The 16,034-nt window shown below is 56.5% G+C and carries 16 protein-coding genes and 1 tRNA gene; 16 read left to right on the top strand and 1 reads right to left on the bottom strand.

What is annotated here, in order from left to right:
- The first annotated feature begins 15 nt into the window (after positions 1-15).
- From HMPREF1255_RS00100 to pheT, 12 genes are all read left to right on the top strand, one after another.
- Positions 16-585 carry a hypothetical protein gene (locus HMPREF1255_RS00100; protein WP_016455635.1) on the top strand — a complete coding sequence of 190 codons (570 nt, stop codon included), beginning with the start codon at positions 16-18 and terminating at the stop codon, positions 583-585.
- A 123-nt stretch (positions 586-708) separates the two neighbouring features.
- Complete coding sequence (gene eno, locus HMPREF1255_RS00095; protein WP_024110439.1) at positions 709-2,001, top strand: phosphopyruvate hydratase; 1,293 nt, start codon at positions 709-711, stop codon at positions 1,999-2,001.
- 85 nt (positions 2,002-2,086) lie between these two features.
- Positions 2,087-2,683, top strand: a complete 597-nt coding sequence (locus HMPREF1255_RS09260) for a septum formation initiator family protein (RefSeq protein ID WP_024110488.1) — start codon at positions 2,087-2,089, stop codon at positions 2,681-2,683.
- Positions 2,676-3,203, top strand: coding sequence for a DUF501 domain-containing protein (locus HMPREF1255_RS00085; protein WP_024110450.1), 528 nt, complete (start codon positions 2,676-2,678; stop codon positions 3,201-3,203). Before HMPREF1255_RS09260 ends, HMPREF1255_RS00085 begins: the two co-directional genes overlap by 8 nt.
- Entirely contained in the window at positions 3,196-4,110 is a 915-nt protein-coding gene (locus HMPREF1255_RS00080; protein ID WP_024110410.1) for a Ppx/GppA phosphatase, read from the top strand. The genes HMPREF1255_RS00085 and HMPREF1255_RS00080 overlap by 8 nt, the downstream gene beginning before the upstream one ends.
- A gap of 5 nt (positions 4,111-4,115) precedes the next feature.
- Positions 4,116-4,188: transfer RNA gene (locus tag HMPREF1255_RS00075), tRNA-Leu, on the top strand.
- A gap of 301 nt (positions 4,189-4,489) precedes the next feature.
- Positions 4,490-5,191 carry a translation initiation factor IF-3 gene (gene infC, locus HMPREF1255_RS00070; RefSeq protein WP_081636639.1) on the top strand — a complete coding sequence of 234 codons (702 nt, stop codon included), beginning with the start codon at positions 4,490-4,492 and terminating at the stop codon, positions 5,189-5,191.
- Positions 5,192-5,255: 64 nt separating this feature from the next.
- Positions 5,256-5,477, top strand: a complete 222-nt coding sequence (gene rpmI / locus HMPREF1255_RS00065; RefSeq protein ID WP_016455641.1) for a 50S ribosomal protein L35 — start codon at positions 5,256-5,258, stop codon at positions 5,475-5,477.
- 47 nt (positions 5,478-5,524) lie between these two features.
- Positions 5,525-5,890, top strand: a complete 366-nt coding sequence (rplT, locus tag HMPREF1255_RS00060) for a 50S ribosomal protein L20 (RefSeq protein ID WP_016455642.1) — start codon at positions 5,525-5,527, stop codon at positions 5,888-5,890.
- Positions 5,891-6,673, top strand: coding sequence for an RNA methyltransferase (locus HMPREF1255_RS00055; protein ID WP_016455643.1), 783 nt, complete (start codon positions 5,891-5,893; stop codon positions 6,671-6,673).
- 162 nt (positions 6,674-6,835) lie between these two features.
- Entirely contained in the window at positions 6,836-7,987 is a 1,152-nt protein-coding gene (pheS, locus tag HMPREF1255_RS00050) for a phenylalanine--tRNA ligase subunit alpha (protein ID WP_024110406.1), read from the top strand.
- Positions 7,984-10,452 (top strand): phenylalanine--tRNA ligase subunit beta, encoded by a 2,469-nt coding sequence (gene pheT / locus HMPREF1255_RS00045; RefSeq protein ID WP_024110455.1) that lies wholly within the window; start codon positions 7,984-7,986, stop codon positions 10,450-10,452. Before pheS ends, pheT begins: the two co-directional genes overlap by 4 nt.
- Positions 10,453-10,504: 52 nt before the next feature.
- Here pheT and HMPREF1255_RS00040 read toward each other — a convergent pair whose 3' ends face one another.
- Complete coding sequence (locus tag HMPREF1255_RS00040) at positions 10,505-11,716, bottom strand: pyridoxal phosphate-dependent aminotransferase (RefSeq protein WP_016455646.1); 1,212 nt, start codon at positions 11,714-11,716, stop codon at positions 10,505-10,507.
- Between the two features lie 27 nt (positions 11,717-11,743).
- On the opposite strand from HMPREF1255_RS00040, the gene HMPREF1255_RS00035 reads away from it, so the two are divergent.
- The 4 genes from HMPREF1255_RS00035 (at position 11,744) to tyrS (ending at position 15,597) form a co-directional block, all read left to right on the top strand.
- Positions 11,744-12,277 (top strand): TetR family transcriptional regulator, encoded by a 534-nt coding sequence (locus HMPREF1255_RS00035; protein WP_024110444.1) that lies wholly within the window; start codon positions 11,744-11,746, stop codon positions 12,275-12,277.
- Positions 12,278-12,349: 72 nt separating this feature from the next.
- Positions 12,350-12,832, top strand: a complete 483-nt coding sequence (argR, locus tag HMPREF1255_RS00030; RefSeq protein WP_016455648.1) for an arginine repressor — start codon at positions 12,350-12,352, stop codon at positions 12,830-12,832.
- 24 nt (positions 12,833-12,856) lie between these two features.
- Positions 12,857-14,299: an argininosuccinate lyase gene (gene argH / locus HMPREF1255_RS00025; RefSeq protein ID WP_024110487.1), complete on the top strand. Its 1,443-nt coding sequence runs from the start codon at positions 12,857-12,859 to the stop codon at positions 14,297-14,299.
- A gap of 32 nt (positions 14,300-14,331) precedes the next feature.
- Positions 14,332-15,597 (top strand): tyrosine--tRNA ligase, encoded by a 1,266-nt coding sequence (gene tyrS / locus HMPREF1255_RS00020; RefSeq protein WP_016455650.1) that lies wholly within the window; start codon positions 14,332-14,334, stop codon positions 15,595-15,597.
- The last annotated feature ends 437 nt before the right edge of the window (positions 15,598-16,034 follow it).

Here is a 16,034-nt window from a genome sequence, read left to right as displayed (position 1 = left end):
CGCTATGCTGGAATCATGAAGTTACGCTTTCGAGCCACAATCTGTTTAGTTTCTTTGGCTAGTTTGCTTACTGGATGCGCTGGCGCATCCGGCATGGCTGCTCAGGTAGGCGACAACAAAATTGACGCCTCCGACGTGACTAAACTTCAACAGGGTTGCGAACAGGCTAGCCAAGAGGCTGGCGAACGGTCCGGCGTTTCCAAATACGAAATGATCAACTGGCTGGTGTCCGGAAAGATCGGGCAGGAAGTCGCCAAGGTCAACGACATTTCTGTCAGCGAATCGGAACAGCTTGATTTCTTGCGCGCCCAGAATCCTGCCGTTCAGGTGCTGATGAATAACGATCAGTGCCGTTCTGGCCTGATGGATGTCGCATACTTCAGCCAGGTGATGACGAAGCTGCAAGCCAGCGGTCAGAGGGCTGTCGTCCCCAACATTGAGGTGAAGGTTAATCCCCGGTTCGGAAAGTGGGACGCCAACCGCAACATGATCATCGACAACCCCGGTGTGCTAGCTGGCCCACCGGAGAGCTACCTGCGTGATCTCGCGCAGCGGATGCAACAAGTTCCGGTGCAGCAGCCCTAACAAGAAAGAGTGCCTAAAGGCCGCCTAATCAGTAAGGGTTGTCTTAGCTGACGGCTAGGCTGGGCACAGACAAGATTTTTAAGGTCCATCTAAATTAAGCCAAACAAAAGGAAGGCAAAACCTATGGCTCAGATTGAAATGATTAACGGACGTGAGATCCTTGACTCTCGCGGCAACCCGACCGTCGAGGTGGAGGTTGTCCTGGAGGATGGCGCTTACGCCATCGCACAGGTTCCGTCCGGCGCTTCGACTGGCGCTTTCGAGGCAGTCGAGCTTCGCGATGGCGACAAGTCCCGCTACGGCGGCAAGGGTGTTCTTAAGGCTGTTGAGAACGTCAACAACCAGATCCTCGAAGAGGTCATCGGCTTCGAGGCTACCGATCAGCGTGGCCTCGATCAGGCTATGCTCGCGCTCGACGGCACCGATAACAAGGCCAAGTTGGGTGCCAACGCTATCCTCGGTGTTTCGCTTGCCGTCGCCAAGGCTGCTGCCGAGTCCGCAGATCTGCGTCTTTACGAGTACCTGGGTGGCCCCACCGCCAACCTGCTTCCTGTCCCGATGATGAACATTCTCAACGGTGGCGAGCACGCTGACACCAACGTTGACATTCAGGAGTTCATGATTGCTCCGATCGGTGCCGAATCCTTCGCCGAGGCCTACCGCATCGGCGCTGAGGTATACCACGCGCTGAAGAGTGTCCTCAAGGAGAAGGGCCTGAACACAGGTCTGGGCGACGAGGGCGGTTTCGCACCGAACCTCGACACTAACCGCGAGGCTCTCGACCTTATCGAAGAGGCGATTAAGGCTGCAGGCTACAAGCCTGGCAAGGATGTAGCCCTGGCTCTCGACGTCGCCGCCACGGAGCTCTACGAGGATGGCAAGTACAACTTCGAGGGCAAGAAGCTCTCCAGCGCCGAAATGATCGAGTACTACGAGAAACTGGTTGTCGATTACCCGCTGGTTTCCATCGAGGACCCGCTAGACGAGGAAGACTGGGAAGGCTGGGCCGCCATGAACGAGCGCCTGGGCGACAAGGTCCAGATCGTTGGCGACGACCTTTTCGTCACCAACGTTGAGCGTCTGTCCCGCGGCATCAAGGAGAAGTCGGCTAACGCTCTGCTGGTTAAGGTCAACCAGATTGGCTCGCTGACCGAGACCATCGACGCCGTAAACCTGGCCCACCGCAATGGCTTCCGCACCATGATGAGCCACCGCTCCGGCGAGACCGAGGACACCACCATCGCCGACCTGGCTGTTGCTCTTGGTTGTGGCCAGATCAAGTCGGGTGCTCCGGCTCGTGGCGAGCGCATCGCTAAGTACAACCAGCTGCTTCGCATCGAGCAGGAGCTCGGCGAAGAGGTTGCAGTTTACGCAGGTGCCGGCGCTTTCCCGCGTTTCGACGCTGACAAGTGGTAACCACTGAGCCAAAGTAAGCTCAAAAACTGCCGGGTGCCCTGTGTGGGGTGCTCGGCAGTTTTACGTCTAGGGTTAGGCTGATCAGGTGACAAATGCGAGCGGTTCAAGACGTCCCGACTCTCCTGCCGTGCGAACGGCTAGGCGAGTCGCCGAACGCTCTGCACGCACTAAGAGATCCGTCAGTGCTCCTGCTGCACAAGCTCAGGAGAATGGCGAGGCAAAAACTCGGCGTGGCTGGCACTTCACGTTCAGAATGGGCGTGGTGATTGTCGTCGTCGCGGCGCTTCTGTTTAGCGGTTTGAATACGCTACGCGTTTTTCTGGCAATTAGGCGAGACATCGCAGACGCTAAGCAAGAGATAGTGACCACGCAAAAGCGCATCGAAAGCCTTGAGGATCAACTTAAGCGCTGGGAAGACCCGGAATACGTCAAAACCCAGGCTCGCGAGAGGCTTGGATGGGTGCTGCCGGGTGAGCGAGGCTATAGGGTGGTTGGGCCCGATGGCCAGCCCTACGGGTCGGTTGCTCAGATCCAAAAGGATGAGTCTTTGCCGCAGAATGAGCGGATTGGCAGTGCATGGTTCGCTAAGCTTTGGACTTCTGTGGAGGTGGCCGACGATCCAAGCCCTGCAGAACCAGAGATCAAGACTGTTCCAGCTCCAGGAGAGGAAGGCAATGGCTGATTACGAACCCGCAACTGACGAGGACATGCGGATCGCGACTATTCAGCTAGGTAGGCCAGTGCGTGGGGTAGCGGGCGTAGCCTGGCGCTGTAAGTGTGGCGTTCCGGGCGTCCTGGTGACTTACCCTCGTCTGCCCAATGGCGGACCGCCTTTCCCGACTACCTACTATCTGAGCCATCCTGGAATGGTCAGGGAATGTTCTCGTCTGGAAGCCAGTGGAATAATGGCCGAATGGACTGAATTGCTGAAGACCGATAAAGAGCTGGCTAAGGCTTACAATCTAGCTCACAAATCCTATCTAGAAGATCGCGCGAAACTCGGCGCTGAGATCGGCGACGAAGTGCTGGAGATAGCAAACATTACGGCTGGCGGAATGCCGGATCGGGTCAAGTGCCTACATGCTTTGGTCGGTCACGCGCTTGCTAAGGGGCCGGGCGTAAACCCAATCGGAGACATGGCCTTGGAAATGATCGGGGACGTTTGCGAGCATCCGTGCAGGACGGAAGCAATCGATGAATGAGACTGTTGCGGCATTGGACGCTGGAACGAATACCTTCAGGATTTTCATCGCGAGCATTGACGATGCGGGCTGCCTGAAAGAGCATGTCAAGCAACTGCGTTTCGTCGGTCTTGGTCAGGGCGTAGATGAGACCCGCAGATTCGATCAAGGCGCAATTGAGCGGGGGCTGGACGCACTGAGGGAATTCGCCCCGATGATCCGTGAGTATGGCTGTACAAAAGCTAGGTTCGTCGCCACCTCCGCCTCTAGGGACGCCGAAAACCGCGACGATTTTTTTGTACCTGCCGAACGGATTCTGGGTTTTGCTCCCGAACTTATCAGTGGCGAAGAAGAAGCTCAGCTATCTTTTAACGGCGTTCTCTCCAGCGTAAAAGAATGCGTCGACCCTGTGCTGGTGGTTGATTCTGGCGGCGGCTCAACCGAGCTCGTCCTAGGCGACGCAAGCGGAAAAATATTCGAGAAGATCAGCTTGAATATCGGTTCACGACGAATTCGTGAGCGTTTTCTGCACAGCGATCGTCCGACTAAAGAGCAGCTGGATGCGGCAAATGAGGAAATCTACCGACAGCTAGATGACCTTTCGTGGCTAACTGATGTGAACACATTCATCGGTGTCGCGGGTACAGTGACTTCGATGGCGGCGTTGGATCTGGGGCTCCAATCCTACGATCGTTCCAGAGTTCATCGTTCATCTCACGAAGTCGATAATTTGTTGAGGATCTCGAAGGAGCTAAACGAGATGACCTCAGACCAGATTGCGGCGCTCGGCCCGGTCGCGCCGCAACGTGCGAAGGTGCTAGGCGCGGGCTCCTTGATTGTTGCCCAGCTTGCCCGCAAAGTAGGCAAACCTTTGATCGCAAGTGAATCTGATCTGCTAGATGGTCTAGCATTGGCTATGCTTTCTTAAAGATCGCCCTCGTAGCCCAACGGCAGAGGCAAGCGGCTTAAACCCGCTCCAGTATGGGTTCGAATCCCATCGAGGGCACAAAATATTTCAGATCAGCCTGACTGATCTTCTCCGTAGTTCGGCTAACGCAAGTTCAGCTTGCCAATCTTGAGGCTGCGGAAGAAATTTGTTATTCTCTACGGGTTGATTCAAAAAGGATCAGCTTTTAGCAAGTGAGGAAACTCCACCTGAGTGATCTTTCGGTCGCTGGGTCGAACGTAGGAAGCGTCGTTTCGACGCACCCTTGTTAGCCTCGCTTGCGCGGGGCTTTTCTTTTTGTTCAAAGAATTTACGCAAGAGGGTTAATTCGCAAGATATAAGGTGCCCCTAGCCTGGGCGCCTGAACGATGGAGGAAATATCAGCAACGAGTTTCGGGTTAACGAGCGAATCAGGGTTCCGGAAGTTCGCTTGGTTGGGCCAAGCGGTGAACAGGTTGGCATCGTCCGTACGCAGCAGGCGCTTGATCTCGCCGAGGAGGCAAACCTCGATTTGGTCGAGGTAGCCCCGCAGGCTAAGCCGCCGGTCTGCCGTCTTATGGACTATGGCAAGTTCAAGTACGAGAACGCGCAGAAGGCTCGGGAATCCCGCCGTAATCGGTCTAATACTGTCATCAAAGAGATGAAGCTGAGGCCGAAGATCGACGAGCATGATTACAACACTAAAAAGGGTCACGTTGAGCGCTTCCTAAAGGGCGGCGACAAGGTAAAGATCACGATCATGTTCCGCGGACGCGAGCAGTCTCGTCCGGAGCTCGGCAGGGAACTGCTTCAGCGCTTGGCTGAAGACGTTGTCGATTTGGGAACCATCGAGCAGAAACCTCGTCAGGAGGGCCGCAACATGCACATGGTGCTGGCTCCCACGCGTAAGAAGAGCGAGGCTCGCAAGAAGACCAACGAGGAGCGCGACCGTAAGGCTGCCGAGCGTAAGGCTGCCGCTGAAGCGGACAAGCAGTACGAGGCCGCCCAGCGCGCTAAGGCTGCAGGCCAACCCAAGAAGAAGCGTGGTCCGGCGGACAACTTGGATCCCGATATCCAGTTGTAGATCGCTAGATACCTAGAAAGACCAATAAGTGGGCGCGCAAGCGCCTCAAGGTAAAGGAGCAACAATGCCTAAGATGAAGACGCATTCTGGCGCCAAGAAGCGGTTCAAGATTTCCGCTAACGGCAAGGTTATGCACAAGCGCGCCGGCAAGGGCCACTTGAACGAGCACAAGTCCAGCCGTCGCAAGCGCGCGCTGAATGTTGACGCCCCGCTGCACAACATTGGCGATCAGAAGAAGGCCAAGAAGCTGCTCGGCGGTTACAAGCCCAAGTCGAAGCGCGCATAAGCGCTGCTAGGCATTCCAACAAATATTTTAAGTTTTAAGGAGTACATATGGCACGCGTAAAGCGCGCGGTTAACGCGAAGAAGAAGCGCCGCGAGGTTCTGGAGTCCGCATCTGGCTACCGTGGTCAGCGTTCGAGGCTCTACCGCAAGGCTAAGGAGCAGATGCTGCACTCTGCGACTTACGCATTCCGCGATCGTCGCAAGAAGAAGGGCGATTTCCGTCGTCTGTGGATTCAGCGCATCAACGCTGCTTGCCGCGCTAACGACATGACCTACAACCGTTTCATCAACGGTCTGCGTAACGCCCAGGTGGAGGTCGACCGCAAGGTCCTGGCTCAGCTGGCAGTCGAGGACGCAGCCGCTTTCGCGAAGCTGGTTGAGGTTGCCCGCAATAACCAGCCGAAGGCTGCTTAATTGAGCTCTTCTGAGGCTTTTAACGAACCGAGCGTGACCCCGCTTTCCAAGACGCGGGCACGCTCGGTTCGTGCTTTGTTGCGCAAAAAGGAGCGGGCAGCCACAGGCCTGTTCCTTGCTGAGGGCATGCAGGCCGTTTCCGAGGCGATGAATTATGGTTTCGTCGAGACGCTAATTGTCGATGACATAGAGCGCTTTGCGGGCGACTTCGAAGGCCTAGAGGTGCTGGTCGGCACCCGTCAACAGCTTGCCGGTTTCTCCCAGACGGTGAATACGCAGGATGTGTTCGCGATTTGCCGCAACCCTGCTGTTGGGCTGGGGGCTATCGGTCAAGCCAAACTCGTGGTCATTTGCTCGCAGATTCGTGACCCTGGCAATGCCGGTACCGTCGTGCGCTGCGCCGATGCGTTCGGTGCGGATGCGGTCATTTTCACTAACGATTCCGTTGAGTTGACCAACGCGAAGACGGTCCGAGCGAGTGTGGGCAGCATATTCCATCTTCCGATCGCCGTCGACGTGGAATTTGCAGATGCGATCGATTGGGCACATAAACGAGGCCTAAACGTTTTAGCGGCCGATGCTGGGGGCGAATCAATCAATAGTCTTGATTTGTCTAAACCAACCGCTTGGGTTTTCGGTAACGAGGCTTGGGGCCTTACGGCAGACATCTCAGCGCAATGCGACGCGGTAGCTTCCATCCCGATGAGGGGCAAGGCGGAGAGCCTTAACTTGAGTACGGCTGCTGCGGTCTGCCTATTTTCGTCCCAATCCGCTCAGTCGTGAGGTCCAGCATTTTTTGTGAAAAATTCGCAAGATTTCGTTCTGCTAAGGTTGTTCTCATGACTCGAATCTTTGCGCAGCTGCTTCTAGGGGAATTCTTTACCGTGCAGGTCTAGGCCTGCCAGCTAGCGTTTTATAGGTTTCAAAATTTTGTAAGGAGCGCCCATGTCCGGGCAAGAAAAAGGCAATAGTGTGCCGCTCCAGACGCCTGATCTTCCGAATGCAAAGCCGACTCCTGCTCCCGGTTCACCGCTGGATGCAGACTTCATCGGTAAGTGCGTCGAAGAGGCTCTGAGCGCAATCGAAGCCGCAAATTCGACTGAAGAACTCAAGAAGGCTCGAGCCGATCATGCGGGAGATAAGTCTCCGCTGGCTTTGGCTAACAGGGAAATTGGAAAGCTGGTTCCTGGCCAGCGCAAGGCCGCCGGCAAGCTGATCGGTCAGTCCAGGGGAGCGGTCAATCAGGCCCTCGCCGCGCGAGCTAAGGCGCTCGCGGCTGCAGAGCTTGAGGCTCAGTTGGCTTCCGAGCATGTCGACGTTACTCTTCCAGTTGAGCTTTCGCCGGTTGGTGCAATCCACCCGATTACCGCTCTGATCGACGACATGTGCGATGTCTTCTTGGCTATGGGCTGGGAGGTCGTTGAAGGCCCCGAGTTCGAGGCGGAGTGGCTGAACTTCGATGCCCTCAACACGGGCCCGCATCACCCTGCACGCGCTCTGTCGGACACACTGTTCGTCGAGCCGCTCGAAAATCACCTGCTGATGCGCACCCAGACCTCGCCGGTTCAGATGCGCACCATGCTGACCCGTGATGTCCCCCTATATATCGTCAGCCCCGGTCAGGTCTACCGCGCGGACGAATATGACGCCACGCATCTGCCCGTTTTCCACCAGCTCGAAGGCCTAGCGATCGACAAGGGAATCACCCTTGCAGATCTTAAGGGCACGCTCGACCACCTGGCTCGAGCCATGTTTGGCGACATTAAGACCAGGCTGCGTCCGCACTATTTCCCGTTCACCGAGCCCAGCGCTGAGATGGATCTTGAGTGCTTCGTCTGCCACGGCGAATCCGTTGGGAACCCGGCAAAGCCGTGCCGCACTTGTAAGTCTGAGGGCTGGATCGAATGGGGTGGCTGTGGAATCGTCAACCCACGCGTTCTCGAGACCGCAGGCATCGACCCGAGCGTCTACACCGGTTTCGCGTTCGGCATGGGCATCGACCGCACGGTCATGTTCAGGAACAACGCCCCCGACCTTCGCGATTTCGTCGAGGGCGATGTCAGATTCTCTCGTTCGCTGATTGGAGGCGCCCGATGAGGGTTTCGCTTAAATGGCTACACAGCTTGGTTGATCTTCCAGAAGACGTCACGACCGAACAGATCGGTGCGGCTTTGACTCGCATTGGCCTGCAGGTGGAGCGCATCGAAAAGATCGGCGATGTTTCTGGCCCGATCGTCGTCGGTAGGGTGCTCGAGTTCAGTGAGAAGGAACAGAAGAACGGCAAGGTAATTCGCTGGTGTCAGGTTGATGTCGGCGAGGACGAACCGCGCGGAATTATCTGCGGTGCGCACAACTTTGCTCCTGGCGATTTGGTTGTCGTCTCGCTGCCCGGGGCGGTTCTGCCCGGAGGTTTCGAGATCACCGCTCGCAAAACCTACGGCCATATTTCCGACGGCATGATCTGCGCTGTCGACGAACTGGGAATCGGCGAGGACCACACCGGTATTCTCGTTCTGGATCCGGAGCTCGGCGCCAAGCCCGGTGACGATGCTATGGCCGTTTTGGACGCGTCCGACGAGGTCTTCGAGATCGACGTCACCCCCGATCTTGGCTGCTACGCGCTGTCAATGAGGGGTATGGCTCGCGAGGTGGCGCAGGCTTTCGGCGTCGACTTCAAGGATCCTTACGCAGAGAAGCTTCCGTCCGAGCAGAACACTGGTCAGCCGGTCCGTATCGAGACCGAGAATTGCTCCAGCTTCGTTGCGCTAACTGTCGAGGGGCTAGACCCCAAGGCATCTTCTCCGACTTGGATGGCTTCGCGGCTGGCTGCCGCCGGGATGCGTTCCATCTCCTTGGCGGTGGACGTCACAAACTACGTCATGATCGAGTCCGGTCAGCCGCTACACGCTTACGATGCCGACCGCCTTAGCGGAGCCATCGTAGTCCGGCAGGCTAAGGACGGCGAGAAACTGGTCACCTTGGACGATCAGGAGCGCAAGCTAACCGCTGACGACGTTCTCATCACCGACGACTCTGGCCCCATCGGGCTGGCAGGCGTCATGGGCGGCCAGACCACCGAGGTCGAGGACGACACCACGAACATTGTTCTCGAAGGAGCGTACTTCAGCCCGGTTTCGATCGGCCGCACATTCCGCCATCACAAGCTGCCCAGCGAAGCCTCGACTCGTTTTGCGCGCAGTGTGGACCCGCAGCTCGGATACGCGGCCGTTCGCCGCGCAGCCGAGCTTCTGGCGGAGTTTGGCGGTGCAACAATAACGGATAAATTGACCGTGGCCGGCAAGGCAAAAGAGATGCCGCAGCAGACCATGGCAGCGGATCTGCCCGGTCGTATTCTCGGCACCGAGGTGTCCGCTCAGAAGGTGGCAGATCTGCTTCGCACAGCGCGCGTTGACGTGCAGGAGGGTGACGAATTAACCCTGACCCCGCCGTCCTGGCGAGCCGACCTGGTCGACAAGTTCGACTATGTCGAGGAGATTGCCCGCAAGGTTGGCATGGACACTCTGCAGTCGCGCGTGCCCAGGGCAACCGCCGGCAGGGGGCTGACTAAGGAGCAGAAGGCCCGTCGCTCGATAATTCGAACGGCGGCCGACAGTGGTTTCGTCGAGGTGCTTTCGCTGCCATTCGTCAGCGATGCTGACCTGGACAAGCTTGGTGTCGAGCCCGACGACGAGCGCCGCAAGATGGTTAAGCTCGCTAACCCGCTTTCTGATACGCAGCCGTATGTTCGCACGACACTCTTGCCGGGGCTGTGTGCGGCAGCAGCAAGGAACGTTTCTCGTAGCCAAACAGACCTGGCGATTTTCGAGGTCGGCTCGGTGTTCCCTGGTGGCCAAGAGCACGCCGCTCCGATGCCGAAGGTGCGTCAGCGCCCCAGCGATGAGGAAATTGACGAGCTATTTAGCTCGGTGCCGACTCAGCCTAAGTATCTAGGCGCGCTTTTGACCGGTAACTGGGTTCCTGCCAGTTGGCGTGGCCCCGCTGTGCCGGCCGATTGGGCGCACGCGGTAGCCCTCGCCCAGAACGTGGTGGCTGCTGCCGGGCTGAAGCTCGAACGCCGAAACGCCCAGCGCGCGCCGTGGCACCCCGGCCGTTGTGCGGAACTGCTGGCAGGCGGAGAGGTAATCGGCTACGCCGGCGAGCTGCATCCGAATGTGGTCAAGGCCTACGAACTTCCTCCTCGTGCTTGCGCGCTGGAAATCAATCTAGATGCCTTGATCGCCGTCGCTCCCGACGGTGGCGAGGTTTCCGCGCTCTCTGCCTTCCCGATGACTAAGGAGGACGTCGCCCTTGTCGTAGACGAGGACGTCCCCGTGGTCAAGGTTCAGGAGGTGCTGACCGAGGGCGCAGGCGAGTGGTTAGAAAGCATTCGTCTCTTCGACGTCTTCCGCGGCGAGCAGCTCGGCGAAAACAAGAAGTCTCTGGCGTTCGCGCTAGGCTTCCGCCATCCAGAGCGCACGCTTAAGGAGTCCGAGGCCGTGGAAGCCCTTAACAGGGCAGTGAAGCTGGCCGCAGATAAACTCGGAGCGGTTCAACGCGCCTAAGTTGCAAGGCAAAAAAATAGCGGGCCCGATCGTGCCCGCTATTTTTTATGTTTTAATCCCTGCGAGTTTCTTCGCAGTAGTCAGCTATTCGCTCGATAGCATCTCGAAGTTTCTTTTCTTCTAGAAGCGCGACCAGCCTGAAGTGATCGGGTTCTGGCCAGTTGAAGCCGCGTCCGTGGCTGACCAAGATCTTCTTGGACTGCAGCAAACCAAGCGCCCAGTCCTCGTCATCCTCGATGGGGTAGCGTTCCGGGTCGAGCTTGGGGAACAGATACAGGGCGCCTTTCGCAGGTACGCAGCTAACTCCTGGTATTTCGTTGAGTAGTTGCGCGGATAGTTTCGTCTGATCGTAGAAACGTCCGCCTGGTTTAACCAGGTCTTCGATGGACTGAACTCCGCCCAGACAAGTCTGGATAGCGTGCTGGCCCATGACGTTGGCGCACATGCGCATGTTTGCAAGCAGGTTGATGCCCTCGAAAAGGCTCTTTGCGTCGGCTAGCGGTCCGGTGGCGACCATCCATCCGGCTCGGTAGCCGCATGCGCGATACGCCTTGGACAGCCCGGAATAGGTTATGCACAGCACGTCTTTACCCGCGCTCTTAGCAGCGTAGGTGTGCTGTCCGGAGTAGATGATTTTTTCGTAGATCTCGTCGGAAAGAACCACCAGATCGTTTTCACGAGCCACCTGGATGATGGCGTCTACTGCTTCCTTGCTGTAAACGGCACCGGTCGGGTTATTCGGGTTGATCAGGACGATTGCTCTAGTGCGGTTGGTAACTTTAGAGCGAATGTCATCGATGTTGGGATTCCAGCCGTTCTCCTCGTCACAGCGGTAGTGAACTGCCACGCCGCCGGTCAAGGTGGTTTGAGCTGTCCACAACGGATAATCGGGTGCGGGGATGAGGATCTCATCGCCGGGATTAACCATTGCCTGGAGGGTGATCGAGATGAGTTCGCTGACGCCGTTACCCAACAGAACCTGGTCGACGTCAACGTCGAGACCCTTGGTTTGGTAGTAGTTCGCGACTGCGGTACGAGCGCTGTATACACCTTGTGAATCGGAATAGCCTTCTGCCTGCTCCATGTGAGCGATGACGCTGCGACGGACACTGGCTGGGGTGTCGAAACCGAACGGTTTCAGGTTTCCGATGTTTAGGTGCATGATTTTTTCGCCGCGGGCTTCCATTTCCTGAGCGGCGACCATGTTCCGGCCACGGACGTCATATCGCACGCCTTGGAGCCGGCTAGCCTGCTGAAATTTCATATTGCACACCTTAGTAGTATCTAGGCCATGGCAGACACCCGAACGGCAATTGTGGACGCTGCGGTCGAGATTCTCGATTCGTATGGGCTCGCTGACTTATCCATGCGCAGGGTTGCGGACGCCGTCGGTATCCAGGCGGCCTCAATTTATTGGCACTTCGCCAACAAGCAAGAGCTGTTAGCGGGCGTCGCAGACCAGATCCTCTCAGAGAGGCAAAGCTCGGTAACTATCAGCGAATGGTGCTTCAATCTTCGCCGCGCGTTGCTGCGGCATCGTGACGCTGCGGATCTTCTCGCGGCGACACTGCCGGTTGGCTTAGGCGCAAAGGGGCTTCTAAGCGAGGCGATCGACTTGCTAGAGGACGAAACCAGCCTGCCCGCCCCCGATTCTGCCGCAAAAGCTTTCTTGAGTTTTATCCTCGGCCATGTTGGTCAAGAGCAGGCTAGGCAACAGGCCGTGCAGTTATCCGTGCTGCCTAAAAACTCGATAACTATCGACGATTCGGGCTTCGAGTCGGGTGTTTCTTTGCTCGTTGCCGGTACTGCAAAACTTGGCGTCTAAGATAGTTAAGCGTAGGTCTTTATAATTTTTGAATGCCTGTCAATCTAACTTTGAGAGCACATTAACTTGAGTATGAAACGTAAAGCTGTCTCGCGGACTGCGCGGCACGGGATAATTCTGGAGCTGATCACAAACCACAAAATCAGCTCTCAGGCCGAGCTATCCAATTTACTGGCTGAACAGGGCATCGAGGTCTCGCAAAGTACGCTTAGCAAGGATCTATTGGAGATCGGCGCGGTTCGCGTCAGGTCGGATAATGGTCTTTTGATCTATGCCCGCCCGGGGTCTGAAATGGCGTCGGATCACGCGGCGTTGGAAAGCAGGCTGGCGAGGATCTGTGCCGAGGTTTTGATCTACGCCGACGCTTCGGCGAATCTGGTTGTCTTGAAGACACCGCCGGGTGCCGCTCAGTATTTCGCGTCGGCAATCGATAGGGTGGCTAACCCGATGATCCTTGGCAGCATCGCTGGCGATGACACAGTGATGGTCATTTCTAAAAAACCTGACGGCGGTCAGGAACTCGTGCAATGGTTCGTTGAACTAGCGGCGCGCTAACGCAAATTTTACGAAAGGACGATAGTGAACGCTGATCACCAAGAAGGTTTTTTGTGGGGTGGCCGCTTTGAGGGTGGCCCGACCGAGGCGATGTTCGCGCTGAGCGTTTCCACCCAGTTCGACTGGCGGCTGGCGGATCTAGACATCACAGCTTCCAAGGCGCACGCACACGCACTCGCCAAAGCCGGCCTGCTTAAGCAGGTCGAGCTGGAACGGATGGAAGATGCCCTCGATTCTATGCTCGATGATCTAGCCGCCGGAAAGTTGCGTCCCGCAGATACCGATGAGGACGTACACGGTGCACTCGAGCGAATTCTGATCGAGCGGGTCGGTGACGAATTGGGTGGCAGGCTGCGTGCCGGTCGTTCTCGTAATGACCAGATCGCCACTTTGATCAGAATTTACTTGCGTCAGCAGATTCGGGTTTTAAGCCAGGAAATTCTGGACGTAGTGGATGCGCTTAAGGGGCAGTCCGAAAAGCACTTTGGCGCAATCATGCCTGGACGCACACACATGCAGCCTGCTCAGCCGGTTCTGCTGAGCCACTCGCTTCTGGCCCACGCCTGGCCGCTGCTTCGAGACGTCTCCAGGCTTCGTGACTTGGATGCTCGTCTAGCCGAGAGCCCGTATGGTTCTGCTGCCTTGGCGGGCACGTCTCTGGGTCTGGACCCGGTTTATGTCGCCACCCAGCTCGGTTTCGAGAATTCGGTTGCTAACTCTATCGATGGCACTTCGTCTCGCGACCTGACGGCCGAGGCAGCCTGGGTTCTCGCTCAGGTTGGCGTCGATCTTTCTAGGTTGAGCGAAGACATCATCTTCTGGGTGACCCCAGAATTTGGCTTCGCTAAGTTGGACGATCGTTGGTCTACTGGTTCCTCCATCATGCCGCAGAAGAAGAACCCGGACGTGGCTGAACTGGCTAGGGGCAAGGCCGGACGTTTGATCGGTAACCTGACCGGTCTGTTGTCCACGTTGAAGGGTCTTCCGCTGGCCTACGATCGCGATCTACAGGAGGACAAAGAGCCTGTTTTCGACGGCATCGATCAGCTGAAGATTTTGCTTCCTGCAATCACGGGATTGGTCTCGACCCTGACGTTCGACACGGAACGCATGGAGCAGGCCGCACCTCGGGGATTCTCGCTGGCCACCGATGTCGCCGATCACCTAGTTCGGCAGGGAATTCCGTTCGCTCGCGCTCACGACATCGCCGGCCTAACCGTTAAGTACTGCGAGTCCAAGAACATTGAATTGTCAGACCTCACCCCGCAGGATCTGGGAGAGATCGCCGACGAGCTCGATGACGGTGTTCTCGAGGTGCTCAACATCCAAGGCAGCGTGGCTAGCCGAAACGGAAGAGGCGGAACCGCTCCCGAGGCAGTCAAGGCACAGCTCGCTGAGCTATCTGAAGTTGTCGCGAATCACGCACAATGGGCCTCGTCGCCGTTGAAACTTGCTATCGGGGCTTAGCGCATTATTCAAATTGCGCTAGGCTCGGCTAGGTGAATGCACTACTGGATGAATTGACCTGGCGAGGGCTCATCGCCGATTCCACCGATATCGATGCGCTAGCAGCGCATCTGGATTCGGGGCCAATCAGTTCTTATGTGGGCTTCGATCCGACCGCTGCTAGTTTGCATATCGGTCACCTAGTTCAGCTGTTAGTCGCTCGCAAGATCCAGGAAGCCGGAAATCGTCCCATCTTGCTGGTGGGCGGTGCAACTGGCATGATCGGCGACCCGAAGCAAACGGGCGAGCGCACCATGAATCCCGCTGGGGTGGTTGAAGAATGGACCGCAGGCCTGAGCGAGCAGGTTAAGAAGTACGTAGATTTCTCGGGTAGCAACGCAGCCATAGTCGTTAATAACTACGACTGGGTTTCTAAGATTCCGACGCTTGAGTTTTTGCGCGACGTCGGCAAGCACTTCTCGGTTAGCCGAATGCTTGCTCGAGACGTCGTTGCCCGCAGGCTAGAAAGCGGCATCAGCTTTACCGAATTCGCTTACGTCTTGCTGCAGTCGATGGACTATCGCGAGCTATACAGGCGATATGGTGTAACACTTCAGACCGGCGCCCAAGATCAGTGGGGCAACATCACCGCCGGTGCGAACTTTATTAAACGAACCGAACAGGCAACAGTCCACGGTCTTGTGACGCCGTTGCTCACCAAGGCGGACGGCACTAAGTTCGGCAAGACCGAGTCCGGCACTGTCTGGATCGATCCCAAGCTAACCAGCCCGTATGCCTTCCATCAGTTCTGGTTGAATACCGAGGACTCGAAGGTTATCGAGATGCTCAAGGTCTTTAGTCCGCGTGGCAAGGAAGAGATCGAGGAGCTTGCCAGGGAGGTTGAGGAGGCCCCCTATAAGAGGGTTGCACAGCGAACTCTTGCTAACGACGTCACCGATCTGGTTCATGGCGAGGATCTGAGGAAGTCCGCTGAGAAGGCTGCAGCCGCCCTGTTCGGACGCGGAGAGCTAGCTGAGCTGGACGAATCCACACTCGACGCAGTTATGGGTGAGGTACAGACACAGAAGATGGAATGTGGCTCGGAGCTTCCTTCCGTCGTGGACGCACTGGCTGCCAGTGGGGTAGTTCCTAGTAAGGGACAGGCCCGCAGGACTATTAGCGAGGGTGGCGCTTACGTCAACAACCGCAAGGTTGAGGACGCCGAGGCAAAGATTTCCGAAGAAGATCTGTTAGCCGGCAAGTACATATTGCTTCGTAGGGGCAAGAAGACTGTTGGCGGCGTAGAAATAGTCAAGTAATACTCTGACTAGGCGTTTTATGTCGTTAAATCGCCGGTGCGAAATGGCTTGCAACAGCTTTCGCACCGGCGATTTTGCATCTTGGCTTCATTGCAGTAATGTTCTTCGAGCTGCCTGAGAAGGGACACCGACGAGGGCAGTGAGATACTTAAAACTCAAGAGTGCTGATTGAAGAATCAAGATAAAACTTCGATTTGAAATCTGCTCGAGATTGTTTTAAGGTTGATCTCCGGCTCGAACGAAGAGATAGTTTCCGACTTCGAGTTTGATCTTCTTAATAAAACTGAAGATCACCTAGCCGTTTCAGTTACCTCTAAAAATTTTGGGGAACGGTGTGCGTCCAAAATAGGGCCCGCCTTGGATCCAAAAGGTTTGAAAAAGGGATTGAGACATGTCTAAAAGGACAAGGTTGGGTAAAAATAAAATTCCACAGTGGG

This window comes from Propionimicrobium sp. BV2F7 (assembly GCF_000510445.1).
Classification (GTDB): domain Bacteria; phylum Actinomycetota; class Actinomycetes; order Propionibacteriales; family Propionibacteriaceae; genus Propionimicrobium; species Propionimicrobium lymphophilum.
The sequence above is the reverse complement of the archived record's forward strand: the minus strand, read 5'-3'. Positions and strand labels throughout refer to the sequence as shown.

Bases quoted from the DNA above. Each gene is read 5' to 3' on its own strand.
- HMPREF1255_RS00100 (WP_016455635.1), top strand. From the start codon at position 16: ATGAAGTTACGCTTTCGAGCCACAATCTGTTTAGTTTCTTTGGCTAGT.
- eno (WP_024110439.1), top strand. From the start codon at position 709: ATGGCTCAGATTGAAATGATTAACGGACGTGAGATCCTTGACTCTCGC.
- HMPREF1255_RS00085 (WP_024110450.1), top strand. From the start codon at position 2,676: ATGGCTGATTACGAACCCGCAACTGACGAGGACATGCGGATCGCGACT.
- HMPREF1255_RS00080 (WP_024110410.1), top strand. From the start codon at position 3,196: ATGAATGAGACTGTTGCGGCATTGGACGCTGGAACGAATACCTTCAGG.
- rpmI (WP_016455641.1), top strand. From the start codon at position 5,256: ATGCCTAAGATGAAGACGCATTCTGGCGCCAAGAAGCGGTTCAAGATT.
- rplT (WP_016455642.1), top strand. From the start codon at position 5,525: ATGGCACGCGTAAAGCGCGCGGTTAACGCGAAGAAGAAGCGCCGCGAG.
- pheS (WP_024110406.1), top strand. From the start codon at position 6,836: ATGTCCGGGCAAGAAAAAGGCAATAGTGTGCCGCTCCAGACGCCTGAT.
- pheT (WP_024110455.1), top strand. From the start codon at position 7,984: ATGAGGGTTTCGCTTAAATGGCTACACAGCTTGGTTGATCTTCCAGAA.
- HMPREF1255_RS00040 (WP_016455646.1), bottom strand. From the start codon at position 11,716: ATGAAATTTCAGCAGGCTAGCCGGCTCCAAGGCGTGCGATATGACGTC.
- HMPREF1255_RS00035 (WP_024110444.1), top strand. From the start codon at position 11,744: ATGGCAGACACCCGAACGGCAATTGTGGACGCTGCGGTCGAGATTCTC.
- argR (WP_016455648.1), top strand. From the start codon at position 12,350: ATGAAACGTAAAGCTGTCTCGCGGACTGCGCGGCACGGGATAATTCTG.